Raw genomic sequence first — 11,701 nt, forward strand, 5'->3', positions numbered from 1 at the left:
TGGGGGGTTCACATGATCGACGCCCGTTTCTCCCGCCGCACCGCCCTGACCGCCCTGGGACTTCTCGGTGCCGCCGCCGCACTCCCGGGCGGCGTCGGCGCAGGTCCCGCACCCCGGCCCGGACCGCGCTCACCCGCGCTGCGGTCGACCGGTCGCCGCGTCGCGGTTCTCGGTGGCGGCATGGCCGGACTGACCGCAGCCCACGAACTGATCGAGCGCGGATTCGAGGTCACCGTCCACGAACCGACCGCACTCGGCGGCAAGGCCCGGAGCATCCCGTCGCCCGGCACCGCGGCGGGCGGCCGGCTGGACCTGCCCGGCGAGCACGGATTCCGGTTCTTCCCGGGCTTCTACCAGCACATCCCGGATACGATGCGCCGAATCCCGTTCCCCGGCAACCCGAACGGCGTCTTCGACAATCTCGTCGCGGGCGACGCCTTCCGGCTCGCCCTGCCCGGCGCCCCCGATCTGACGGCACCGGCGACGATCGCGCCGCTGCGCACCGACATCTACGACCCGGCGACTCTGCAGCAGTCGCTGGCCGCGGCGTTCTCACTCGGTGGCGCGATCCCGCCGCACGAGCTCGCCGTCTTCCTGCGCAAACTCGTCATGTTCCTCACCAGCAGCATCGAGCGGCGCGACGGGGAATGGGAGCACCAGACCTGGTCGCAGACGCTCGAGAGCGACGGAAAATCGCAGGGCTACCGCGACATCCTGGTTTCCGCGCTGACCCGGCAACTCGTCGCGGCCCGTCCCGCGGTGGTGTCGACCCGCACCATCGGGATCATGGGTCAGGCATTCGTCTGGAATGCGATGGGCACCGTCCCCACCTACGGTCACCTGGACAGGCTGTTGTCCGCTCCGACCAACGAGGCCTGGATCGAGCCGTGGGCGCAGCTGTTGCGCGACCTCGGCGTCCGGTTCGAGATGGGTTGGGCAGCAGAGGCATTGGAGATGTCCGGCGGCCGGATCAGCGCGGCCCGCATGGTCGACCGCTCCGGCGGCACTCGGACCGTCGAGGCGGACTGGTTCGTCGCGGCGATGCCCGTCGAACGCGCGGTGCCGCTGTGGTCACCGGAGATCCTCGCCGCGGATCCTCGCCTGGAGGGGATGCGGCAGCTCCACACCGACTGGATGGTGGGCATCCAGTACTTCCTGCGCCGCCCCACCCCGATCGCGAAAGGCCATGTCGCCTACCTCGGATCACCGTGGGCCCTCACCTCGATCAGCCAGGCACAGTTCTGGCGCGGCGACTTCGCCGCGCGCTACGGCGACGGCTCCGCGCACGACTGCCTGTCGGTCGACATCTCGGACTGGGACACCCCCGGCATCCTGTTCGGCAAGACCGCCAAGGAATGCACTCGCGAGGAGATCGCGAAGGAAACCTGGGCGCAGATGTCGGCCTGCCTCGCCGACAGCGCCGGAACGCTCGACGAGAACGACGTGGTGTCTTGGTTTCTCGACCCCGGATTACGCTGGGGCGCAGGAGGAATCACCAACGACACGCCGCTGCTCATCAACACCGTCGGATCGAGGGCGAACCGGCCCGAGGCGCGGACCGCGATCCCGAATCTGTTCCTGTCCGGCGACTACGTGCGCACCGACATCGACCTGGCGACGATGGAATCGGCGAACGAGTCGGCCCGCGCCGCGGTGACGGCACTGCTCGAGGCCGCCGACTCCCCCGCCGCCCCACCGGCGATGTACCGCCTGCACGAGCCGCCGGAACTCGAACCCGCGCGGCGCATCGACGCGGATCGGTATCGGGCGGGCCTACCGCACCTGCTGGCGTAGCAGCGACACGGCCGGAAACGCCACGAACCGGCATACCGGAGACGACAATCGTCGCGGGATTCCTCGACGAAAGGCCGGACGATGACCGACGCACGCACCGACAGCGACGTACTCGTGGTGGGCGCCGGCCCGGTGGGATTGACCGCGGCGCTCGAACTACGCCGGCGGGGCATCGACGTGACCGTCGTCGACCGGTCGGCCGAACCCATGCAGTACGCGAAAGCCGTTGGTGTGCAGCCACGTACCCTCGAGATCTGGGACACGATGGGGGTGGTACGGCCCGCGCTCGATGCCGCGACCCCGTTCCGGGGACAGCTCATGTTCGTCGACGGGGAACCCGCCGGGCGGGTCGACCTGTCGTTGCCCGACGACGTGCCGTACCGCTTCGTCGCACTCCCCCAGAACGAAACCGAACGGGTGTTGCGGCAGGCACTCGCCGACCACGGCACCGTGGTGCACCGCGGCGTCGAACTGACCGGGTTCACGCACGACGACACCGGGGTCGTGGCGACCTTGCGCGACGGCTCCGGCGCTTCGTCGCCGTTCACCGCCCGGTACCTGGTGGGATGCGACGGCGCCCACAGCACCGTCCGGAAAGGTCTCGGTCTCGAGTTCGAGGGCGACGCGTTCCCCGAGGAGTACATGCTCGCCGACGTCGAGGTCGACTGGTCGCTGCCCGAGGGTTACGCGGTCCGGTCGACCCGGCAGGAGAACGGCGCCGTCACCGATCTGCTCGTGTGCATTCCGCTGCCCGGCACCGGCCGCTACCGGATGTCGATGCTCGCCGCCGACGATCTCCCCGTGGGTGCGCGGAGCGGCGAGATCGCGCACGGTCTCGAGAGCAGTCGCCGCCCCGAACTGGGCCACATCCAAGCGGTGCTCGACCGGCTCGCTCCCGAACCGGTGCGTGCGCGAAACATGCGGTGGTCGTCGGTGTTCCGAATCAGCCATCGCATCGCCGCGCACTACGGTTCGGGCCGGATCTTCCTGGCCGGCGACGCCGCGCACATCCATCCGCCGACCGGCGCGCAAGGAATGAACACGGGAATCCAGGACGCCTACAACCTGGGCTGGAAACTGGCCCTCGCGGTTCGCGACCGCGCCGCGGACGGACTGCTCGACAGCTACGACGCCGAACGCCGGCCCGTCGGAGCGGAAGTCGTCGGCCGCACGGTCCGCGCCGCGCGCAGCGGGATCGGTGCCGGCGAGCAGGACGCCGCCACGGTCATCGCGCGCGAGGCGCAGTTGCTCGTCGGATATCCGGGAAGCCCGATCGTCGATACGTCCGGGTCGGACGGTCGCGCTCCCGCACCCGGCGAGCGGGCACCCGACGCGACCGGGCTACGGCAGGACAGCGTGGCCCGCGACCTGCGGGTCCACGAGTTGTTCCGGCACACCGGCCACACGGTGCTGCTGTGGGCGCCCACCGAACCGGCGCTCGCGGCGACGAGCGAGCTCGCGGCGCGGCTGATCGAACGCTTCGGGGAATGGATGCGGGTGTACACGCTCGTGCCGTCCGAGCTGCCGGCCCCGGCCTGCGGTCGCGTGCTGCGCGACTCCCTCGGCAGCTTCGCCCGCGGCTACCACCTCGACGGGACCGCCGCGGTGGTGGTGCGACCCGACGGATACGTGGGTTCGCGCGCGCAGGATCCGGATTTCGACACGCTCGAGGCGTATCTGGACCGGATCCTGCGCGCCTGAACTCAGGCGTTCGCCGCCCGCAGATCCTTGCGGAGGATCTTACCGGCCGCCGACTTCGGCACCACGTCGATGAACTGCACCTGACGGACCTTCTTGTGCGGCGAGACGCGCTCGGCGACGAACGTCATCACTTCGTCCTCGCTCAGCTCGGCGCCGGGCTGCCGCACGACGAACGCCTTGGGAACCTCTTCGCCCTCGTCGTCGAGCACACCGATCACGGCGGCGTCCGCGATCTGCGGGTGCGTGAGCAGCAGCGCCTCGAGCTCGGCCGGCGGTACCTGGTAGCCCTTGTACTTGATGAGCTCCTTGAGCCGGTCGACGATCGTGACGACGCCGTGCCCGTCGACGGTCGCGATGTCACCGGTGTGCAGGTAGCCGTCGGCGTCGAGGGTTTCGGCGGTGGCTTCGGGATTGCCGAGGTAGCCGACCATGATGTTCGGGCCCTTGCACCACAGCTCTCCCGGCTCGGAGACGCCGTCGCCCTCCGGGTACGCGACCTCTTCCCCGGTGACCGGGTCGACGATCTTGCATTCCATATTCGCGATGGTCGGGCCGACGGAGTCGAGGGCGGTGTCGTCGTCGTCGAACGGGATGGCGTGGCTGACCGGGCTCATCTCCGACATGCCGTAGCCCTGCCGGACCTTGCATCCGAGCCGGCGCGCGACGGCGCCGCCGAGTTCCCGGTCCAGCGGCGCCGCACCCGAGAAGATCGTGTGCACGCTGGACAGGTCGTATTCGTCGACGAGGGGGTGCTTGGCCAGTGCCACGGCGACCGGCGGGGCGACGAACACGTAGGTGCACTTCTGCTCGGAGACGAGCGTGAGGAACTGGACAAGGTCGAACTTCGGCATCGTCACGAGCGACGCCCGGTTGTACAGGGCGGCGTTGAGCAGCACGGTCATGCCGTAGATGTGGAAGAACGGCAGGACGGCGAGGATGCGGTCGTCGGCGGCGATCCCCATGCGCGGGGTGATCTGACAGACGTTGGCGATGAGGTTGGTGTGGGTGAGCATGACCCCTTTGGGCCGCCCGGTGGTGCCCGAGGAGTACGGCAGCACCGCGAGGTGGGTGGCGGGATCGAAGCTGACGTCCGGGGCGGGGGCGCCTTCGGTGAGCAGGTCACGCAGCGAGGGATGTCCCTCGGCGCCGTCGAGGACGACGAGCAGCTCGTCCGGGATGCCGACCTTCGCGGCGGCCTCCTTCGCCTGTGGGAGCAGCGGCGAGATGGTGACGAGCGCCTTGGCGTGCGAGTCCTCGAGCTGCTTGACGATGTCCTCGGCGGTGTACAGCGCGTTGATGGTCGTCGCGGTCGCGCCGGCCCGCAGGATGCCGTGGAACACCGAGCCGAATGCGGGAATGTTCGGCGAGAGCAGGCCGACGACGTCTCCGACTCCGACGCCGCGCGCGGCGAGTGCCCCGGCCACGCCGTTGATCTGCCCGATGAGCGTGCGGTAGTCCGTCACCTGACCGGAGAGCCCGTCGACGAATGCGGGTCGGTCCAGGTCGGCCTCGGCGACGGAACCGAAGAGAAAATCGTAGACACTCAGTGCCGGAATCTCGACGTCGGGGAACGGGCTGCGGAAACTCATGACATGTCCTCCGGTACAGACGTGGTGGCACTCGGTGCCAGGCGGGTCGCAGGTAACATTACCCGACCGATGTGAATGAAGTCACATCAAGATCCGGACATTACCCGCGATCGCCCCGAGGATCACGCACCCCGCGTCTGCCTGCACCGTGTTCCACACGGCCACCTGCACCGTGTTCCACACGTCCACTGCACCGTGTTCCACATGCACGGAAGCCCCCGGACGCGAATGTCTCGCGCCCGAGGGCTTCGTGGATGCGTCACCGGCCGACCGCCGGGAGACGATCAGAGGTACTGACCGCAGACCGGCCACGCGCCGCGGCCCTGACCCGACAGGACGTTCTCCGCGACCGCGATCTGCTGCTCGCGGCTGGCCTGGTTGGCGGTGGGGGCGTACTGCGTGCCGCCGTACGCGGCCCAGGTGCTCGGAGTGAACTGGAGGCCGCCCTGGTAACCGTTGCCGGTGTTGATGGCCCAGTTGCCGCCGCTCTCGCACTGCGCCACGGCATCCCAGTTTCCGGAGGCAGCGTTGGCGGTGCCGGCGCCCAGGGCAACAGGGGCGACCAGGAGGGCGGCGCCTGCCGCGATGGAACCGAGGGTGCGCTTGGTGAAGGTGAGCTTTGCCATGTGGGGTGGAATCCTCTCCGCGTCTGCTGACGGGACGATCTGCGAAAAGTGCGCCCGGAGAACACATGCACCCGAAAACCGGCTCTTGTGAGCGCTGGCTCCCGGAACACGCGGGTCCGGAACTGCGGATCGTTCCGCCCCTGCCCCTCGAAGGTTTTGTGTGACCGATCCCGCGGGGGCAGAGCAAGCGGCGGCGGGTCGGTATTCGGTAAGGCCCGTTGAGTTCGGGCCGGGCTCGTCGTTTCGAGCCGATAACGACGTTAAGCGCCCGTCTCGGAAAGGTCACGCCCCAATTTTTCGGGACGCCCGTCCCACATTCCAAGATCAACTACGGAAAAACGCCAGGTCGCTCCCGAATTATCGGCGCGCACCCACCGTTTCGTTACAGCGGTGTTTCGTGACGAGCGTCACATGGATTCTGTGGACCGGGTCACGCGTATCGGACAGATCACGAACCGCCGGGCGTGCCGTCCTCGGACGTGACATTGCCGGCGTCTGGCGTGGGAATGTCGGACTTGCCCGGTGATTCCGTTCCCGCACCGTCGTTTTCGATCAGGTGACGGAAAGGCTCCAGATTGCGCAGCGACTCCCCGCGCGAGACCCGCCAGTCCCATTCCCGCTTGATCGACGTCAGGAAGCCCAGTCCCAGCAGCACATTGAAGTCGTAATCGGCCGCCTCGAGGATCTGCCCGAGCACCGCGTCGAGTTCCTCCGGCGTCACCGACTGCTCCGACAGCCGGCCGACCAGATAGATGTCGCCGATCTTGTCGAGGGTGTACGCCACGCCGTACAGGCGGCGATTGCGCCGCAGCAGGTACTTGTAGACGCCCTCGAAGTTCTCGTCGGGCTTGCGGCACACGAACGCCTCGAAACGCACCCCGTGGTTGCCGAGCGTCAGCAGCGTCGTCGTCTCCAGCTTGTTCTCTCCGGGGAGCGTGACGACGAAGTGCCCGCCCTCCTTCCGGGAGAACTTCAGGCCGCGGTCGCGCAGCGTCGACTCGATCAGTTCGCTCAGGTCCGCACTCATGCCTTCACCCCTCCTGTCCGACGCAGCTTCCACAATCCGCGCTGCCTGCGCATCGAGAACTCGCCGGTCCCGAATGCCCGGTTCCGTCGCGCGCCGGCTCTGCGGTAGGCGGCGAGCAGTCCGTCTGCGGTGTGTTCCCACGAGAAGTTCTCGGCATGCCTCGGCGCCGCGGCCGCGAGCACCTCGCGGCGGCCGCGGTCGGCGACCAGCGATCCCAGGGCCGCGGCCCAGTCCTCGGTGCGGTGGCCGTCGACGAGCACACCCGTCTCGCCGTCGCGCACCGCCACACCCAGACCCCCGACGTTCGCAGCGATCACCGGGACACCGCACGCCTGTGCCTCGATGGCAACCAGCCCGAACGACTCCGAATAACTGGGCACGGCAACGAGATCCGATGCGCGATACACCTGCACCAGGCGATCCGAGGGCTGCGGCGGCAGGAACGTCACCCGCGCCGTGATACCGAGTTCGGCAGCGAGTTCGATCAGCGAATCCGGGCGTTCGAGGCCGGTACCGGAGGGACCGCCGACGATCAGCACCCGCAACGGCAGGTCCGGTGCGTCGGCTACGGCACGCGCGGCGGCACGCAGCAGTACGTCCGGCGCCTTGAGCGGCTGGATGCGGCCGACGAACGTCACGATCGTCTCGCGCGGATCCAGCCCGAGTTCGAACCGGGCGCGGGCGCGGTCGCCGGGGCGGTAGCGCGAAAGGTCGGCGCCCGGCGCGACCACGTCGATCTTCGCCGGATCGGCGTGGTAGATGCTCTCGAGGGCGTGCGCCTCGTCGACGGTGTTGGCGACCAGCCGGTCCGATTCCGCGACGACCTGCTGCTCGCCGATCTGCCGGGCCACCGGTTCCGGGGTGTCCCCCGCAGCCAGCGACGCGTTCTTCACCGCGGCGAGCGTGTGGGCGGTGTGCACGAGCGGCACTCCCCAGCGGTCCCGTGCGAGCCAGCCCACCTGGCCGGACAGCCAGTAGTGGGAATGCACCAGGTCGTAGTAGCCGGGCGCGTGGCGGGCCTCTTCGCGCAGGACACCGGCCGCGAACGCGCACAACTGGGTGGGCAGATCGTGCTTGTCCAGGCCCTCGAACGGCCCGGCCTCGATGTTGCGGACCAGCACACCGGGTGCGGCTTCCTGCACTGCCGGGTCCGCCGACGACGTGGCCCGGGTGAAGATCTCGACCTCGACACCGCGGCGGGCGAGCTGCAGCGACGTCTGCAGCACGTAGACGTTCATTCCGCCCGCATCCCCGGTGCCGGGTTGCGCCAGCGGAGAGGTGTGGACCGAGATCACGGCTACGCGTCGGGGTCTGCCGGGCTGAGACGTCACGGGCTCCATACTGCCCTGTCCGGCACCCACGCTCCCATCTGCCCCCGTCGCCGCCCCGCGCCTACCCGAGCGTGTCGACGAAGCGCACGACGTCCTCGGCGAACCGACGCGGGTCCTCCACGAACGGCCCGTGCCCGGCACCGTCCCAACAGGAGGTGGTCGCGCGTGGCAGGAGGCTCGCCGCGTGCTCGGCCGCCGAGATGTCGACCACCGCATCGGCCGTGCCGTGCAACACCAGGACCGGGAGGTCGAGTTCGCGCAGCAGGTCGTCGTTTCCGACGGTGCGGGCGAACAGCGCGGACCGGACCCGCGGCGGTGTCCTCAGGCTGCTCCCGAGGAGCGCCTGGGCGGTCTCCCCGGTCGCCTCGGACCGGCCCGCCCCGACGAGGGATTCGGCGAACGCGCCGAGGGCCGGGACCGCGATCTGCGGGTCCTCGGACATCGCGGCCGGGATCGCCGCGCGCATCGCCGCACCGACCTTGCCGCCCTTCTCGCCGCGGCCGATGCTCGTGATCGCACCCACCAGCACGACACCGGCGACGTCCGCGGTCCCGTGGACGGCCAGGTAGTCGCAGACGACGAGGCCGCCGTAGGACCAGCCGAGCAGTACCGCGCCGGTGCAGTTCTCGGCGGTCAGCACGGTCCGCACGTCCGACGCCCACGCGGCGCGGTCGTCGTATCCGTCCGCGGGCGCGGCGGAGCACCCGTGCCCGCGCAGGTCGACGGCGATCACCCGGTACCGGGCGGCGAGGTCTTCGAGGAGCGGGTCACCCCAGCAGTGCGACGACTGCGCCCATCCGTGCAGCAGGACCAGCGGCCGCGACGAAGGATCCCCGAAGGTCCGGTAGACGATGCGAGTGCCGTCGGCACCGCGAACTTGATGCACGGTCATGGCGGCTACGTTAGCCGCGTCCGCAACCGGATCCCGGCGGCCAGGGTGCAGGCGATCAGTCCCGCGGCGAGTGCCACCCCGATGCCCGCGGACGTGCCGGACCGGTCGATGACCTGCCCGACCAGCGCCGATCCGGCGGCAACACCGACGCCGAGCCCTGTGACCGTCCAGGTGATGCCCTCGGTGAGCCGGTCGGCGGGGACGAGACGTTCGACGAGCGACATCGTCACGATCATCGTGGGCGAGATCGTCATCCCGGCCAGCAGATACAGCGCGGCCAGGGCGGGGACGGTGCCGGCGAGCAGCAGCGGCCACAGCAGCACGGCGACCGCCGCGGTGGCGACGAGCAGTTGCCGGGTGAGCGGGGCGGCCACGCGGCGTGCCCCGAAGACCAGTCCGCTCACCGCGGACCCGGTCGCGAACAGGGCGAGCACGAACGTCGCGGCGCCGGGCGCGTCGCGCTCGGCGGTGAACGCGACACCGACGACGTCGACGACCCCGAAGATCGTGCCCATCGCGACCATCACGGCGGTGAGGGCGATCAGCGCCGGGCTGAGCAGTGCGCCGTGGTGCGAACGCTCCGGATCGACAGCGTCGGGACGGTGCCCGGTCACGGGTGGTTCGGTGCGCCGCTGGGCCGCGAGGGCGAGGGTGCCCACCAACAGCAGCACCGCTCCCAGCAGTGGTCCGGCCTCGGGAAACAGGGCGACGCTCAGACCCACCGACAGCACGGGGCCGACGATGAAACACACCTCGTCGATCACGGCCTCGAGGGCGAACGCGGTCCGCAACCGGTCGGTGCCGCGGTACAGCTCGGTCCATCGGGCCCGGACCATCGCGCCGATCGTCGGCATGAGCCCGGCGGGGACGGCGCACAGGAACAGCAGCGCGGTCGGCGCCTCGAACCGGACTCCGGCGAGCATCGCGACGGTCGAGGCCGCGCTGATCGCCGACGCCGCCGGCAGCACCCGGTACTGGCCGTGCCGGTCCACCGCGCGGGACACCAGCGGCGTCAACGCCGCGTACGACAACGCGAACACCGCCGACAGGGCACCGCCGAGCCCGTAGTCACCGCGGAGCTGGGAGAACATCGTGACGATGCCGATCCCCACCATCGCGATCGGCAACCGCGCGACGAACCCGGCGGCGCAGAACGCGGCCGCACCCGGTGCGGCGAACAGGGTGCGGTAGGAACCATCGGCTCTCGGCGTCACCGACGCTCGTCCTTCTGTGTCACTGATGCTCGTCCTTCGCTCCGGTCCCCCGCGTGTCGGTCATTCGTGCCAGCATGCACGGTATGGGTGTCCTGGTCTGCTTTCACGCACATCCCGACGACGAGGTGTTCGGCACCGGCGGGGTGATGCGCCTGGCCGCCGACGCGGGCCACCGGGTGGTGCTGGTGGTCGCGACGGACGGCGCGGCCGGTGAGGTTCCGGAGGGTCTGCTGCGTCCGGGCGAGAGCCTGGCGGAGCGGCGGTTGACCGAGGTCGAGCGGTCCGCCGACGCGCTCGGGGTTGCCCGGCTCGTTCCGCTCGGTTACCCCGACTCGGGGATGGCCGGCACCCCCGAGAACGCGAACCCCGCGGCGTTCTGCAACGTCGACGTCGATTCGGCGGCCCGCCGGCTGGCTGCGGTGCTGGACGAGGAGGGCGCGGACGTCGTCACCATCTATGACCCGAACGGCGGCTACGGGCACCCCGATCACGTGCAGGTGCATCGCGTCGGGCTGCGGGCGAGCGAGATGGTCGGTCATCACGCCGTCTACGAATCGGCGTTGAACCGTGACCATCTGCGGCGCCTGATCGCGGCGAATCCGGACATGACCGAGGGCCGGACGCCACCGGACATCGACTCGTTCGGGCTGCCCGAGTCGGAGCTCACCACGACGGTGGACGTCTCGGCGACGATGGCCGCCAAACGTGCTGCCATGCAGGCTCATGCGTCGCAGGTCGGTGATTTCGGCCCGATGCTGACGCTTCCGGACGACATGTTGCGGGCGGCCTTCGGCATCGAATGGTTCCGCCGGCGCGGTGCCGCCCCCGGTCTCGCGGAGACCGGCCTCCCCCTCTGAGCCCGGCCGAACTCCGACCCGCCCCAACCGAAGGAGCGCACGTGGAACACCGGATCGCACTGAGCAGATCGATCGCGGCGCCGCCGAGCGCCGTGTGGCGAGTCCTGACCGATATCGACGACGCCGCACGAACATTGAACGGTGTCACCGGAATCGAGCGTCTCGATGCGACCGGGTACGAGGTCGGCACCCGCTGGCGCGAGACCCGGGTGATGTTCGGCAAATCCGCCACCGAGGAGATGCGGGTGGCCGAGGTCGAACCGGAGCGCCGCACCGTCGTCACCGCGGAATCCGGAGGCACGACCTACCGCACGGTGTTCGAGTTGGCGCCCCGAGCCGACGGCACCGAACTGTCGGTCGAGTTCTCCGGTGCCACGGATTCCCCCGGGCTGTTCACCCGGATCATGACGCCGGTGTTCGGACCCCTCGCGATGCGTGCGACGAGCAAGGCGCTGCAGTGCGACCTCGACGACATCGCCACCGCGGCGGAGCGCACGACGTTGTGACCTGATCGTCGGCACTCCCCCGGGGCGGAGACATGTCCTAGTGGCTCGACACAGATCGTTGACCGGGTAATCCCCGGCTGACCGACACGTCCACGGCAGACTATCTCCGAGTCGAGACAAGGAGGTGGTCGTGGCACGCAAACCGAGCGTGTTCGTCCGATCGT

General features: G+C 69.7%; 10 protein-coding genes. 4 read left to right on the top strand and 6 right to left on the bottom strand.

The genetic code is table 11. The features are described 5' to 3' along the window. The first annotated feature begins 12 nt into the window (after positions 1 to 12). Positions 13 to 1,794: an FAD-dependent oxidoreductase gene (locus M1M07_RS16170; RefSeq protein WP_248674866.1), complete on the top strand. Its 1,782-nt coding sequence runs from the start codon at positions 13 to 15 to the stop codon at positions 1,792 to 1,794. Positions 1,795 to 1,875: 81 nt separating this feature from the next. Then, on the top strand, positions 1,876 to 3,495 hold the full coding sequence (locus M1M07_RS16175) for an FAD-dependent oxidoreductase (protein WP_248674867.1): 1,620 nt from the start codon (positions 1,876 to 1,878) through the stop codon (positions 3,493 to 3,495). 2 nt (positions 3,496 to 3,497) lie between these two features. Here the strand turns inward: M1M07_RS16175 and M1M07_RS16180 are convergent, their stop codons facing one another. From M1M07_RS16180 to M1M07_RS16205, 6 genes are all read right to left on the bottom strand, one after another. Then, positions 3,498 to 5,084, bottom strand: coding sequence for an AMP-binding protein (locus M1M07_RS16180; RefSeq protein WP_248674868.1), 1,587 nt, complete (start codon positions 5,082 to 5,084; stop codon positions 3,498 to 3,500). A gap of 284 nt (positions 5,085 to 5,368) precedes the next feature. Further along, positions 5,369 to 5,710, bottom strand: coding sequence for a transglycosylase family protein (locus tag M1M07_RS16185; protein ID WP_197256632.1), 342 nt, complete (start codon positions 5,708 to 5,710; stop codon positions 5,369 to 5,371). Between the two features lie 448 nt (positions 5,711 to 6,158). Continuing rightward, positions 6,159 to 6,737 carry a YbjN domain-containing protein gene (locus tag M1M07_RS16190; RefSeq protein WP_197256629.1) on the bottom strand — a complete coding sequence of 193 codons (579 nt, stop codon included), beginning with the start codon at positions 6,735 to 6,737 and terminating at the stop codon, positions 6,159 to 6,161. Further along, positions 6,734 to 8,068, bottom strand: a complete 1,335-nt coding sequence (mshA, locus tag M1M07_RS16195; protein WP_248674869.1) for a D-inositol-3-phosphate glycosyltransferase — start codon at positions 8,066 to 8,068, stop codon at positions 6,734 to 6,736. The genes M1M07_RS16190 and mshA overlap by 4 nt, the downstream gene beginning before the upstream one ends. A gap of 61 nt (positions 8,069 to 8,129) precedes the next feature. Further along, positions 8,130 to 8,960, bottom strand: coding sequence for an alpha/beta fold hydrolase (locus tag M1M07_RS16200; RefSeq protein WP_248674870.1), 831 nt, complete (start codon positions 8,958 to 8,960; stop codon positions 8,130 to 8,132). A gap of 5 nt (positions 8,961 to 8,965) precedes the next feature. Continuing rightward, positions 8,966 to 10,174, bottom strand: coding sequence for an MFS transporter (locus M1M07_RS16205; protein WP_197256627.1), 1,209 nt, complete (start codon positions 10,172 to 10,174; stop codon positions 8,966 to 8,968). Positions 10,175 to 10,257: 83 nt separating this feature from the next. On the opposite strand from M1M07_RS16205, the gene M1M07_RS16210 reads away from it, so the two are divergent. Both M1M07_RS16210 and M1M07_RS16215 read left to right on the top strand, forming a co-directional pair. Next, on the top strand, positions 10,258 to 11,031 hold the full coding sequence (locus tag M1M07_RS16210; RefSeq protein WP_248674871.1) for a PIG-L family deacetylase: 774 nt from the start codon (positions 10,258 to 10,260) through the stop codon (positions 11,029 to 11,031). 41 nt (positions 11,032 to 11,072) lie between these two features. Continuing rightward, complete coding sequence (locus M1M07_RS16215) at positions 11,073 to 11,537, top strand: SRPBCC family protein (RefSeq protein WP_248674872.1); 465 nt, start codon at positions 11,073 to 11,075, stop codon at positions 11,535 to 11,537. Positions 11,538 to 11,701: the final 164 nt, after the last annotated feature.

The organism is Rhodococcus sp. HM1 (assembly GCF_023218075.1).
Classification (GTDB): Bacteria; Actinomycetota; Actinomycetes; order Mycobacteriales; family Mycobacteriaceae; genus Rhodococcus.